Genomic DNA, 667 nt, shown 5'->3' on the forward strand with positions numbered 1-667 from the left:
ATTAATAATTGAGTCGCTGATATTTCTTGTAATGCTGCTGCTTCAATTAGTTTTTCCTTGATTTCAGGCTGAAACTCATAGGGTAATTTCAGCTTAGGCTCTACCATACGGCCATCTAATGTTTTTTCAGCATCCAGTGCAAGTTTCACTAAAGCATCTAGGGACGAATCATTAGAAGCTTCTCGTCCATACTTGGGCAATACTCGTATTAAGTAATTTTTTAAAGCCTTCTGATTTTCCTCCGGTATTTCTATACCAAAATGCTCACCATTGATTTTAATATCACAATCGACCGCAAATCCAAATAGATTAATACTGTACTTCATATTTCCCCTCCTTATCAGCTATGGATATTATATAGCGATTCGTAACCCCTCACAATATTATTATCCACCTTCTTGTAACTAATTTTCATTTAAATTTGAACTTATGCCTAGCAATTCGGAAAAAATAGCATTGCCTTTAGCTTTATGATTAGCTATTAAACTGTGTGTAGCCATAACAACCAGTTGTGTTTGAGACAATCCAGTTTTTTCCGATATCTCTAGCAACTCTTTTCTGGCACTTTCCGGAAGATACACAGTGAGCCTAGGAGGCTTTTCTTTCGATTCCATTCGCATCACCCTATTATTATTTATTTCTATTTTAGCATATATTTTATATCATA

At 34.9% G+C, this 667-nt stretch carries 2 protein-coding genes; both read right to left on the minus strand.

What is annotated here, in order from left to right:
• Window positions 1-326 (minus strand): hypothetical protein (locus C162_RS29115; RefSeq protein WP_036700618.1); only part of this gene is annotated, 326 nt, incomplete at its 3' end.
• A gap of 78 nt (window positions 327-404) precedes the next feature.
• Complete coding sequence (locus C162_RS36245) at window positions 405-614, minus strand: hypothetical protein (protein WP_156949736.1); 210 nt, start codon at window positions 612-614, stop codon at window positions 405-407.
• Window positions 615-667 lie beyond the last annotated feature (53 nt).

Source organism: Paenibacillus sp. FSL R7-269, assembly GCF_000517865.1.
GTDB lineage: Bacteria > Bacillota > Bacilli > Paenibacillales > Paenibacillaceae > Paenibacillus_AQ.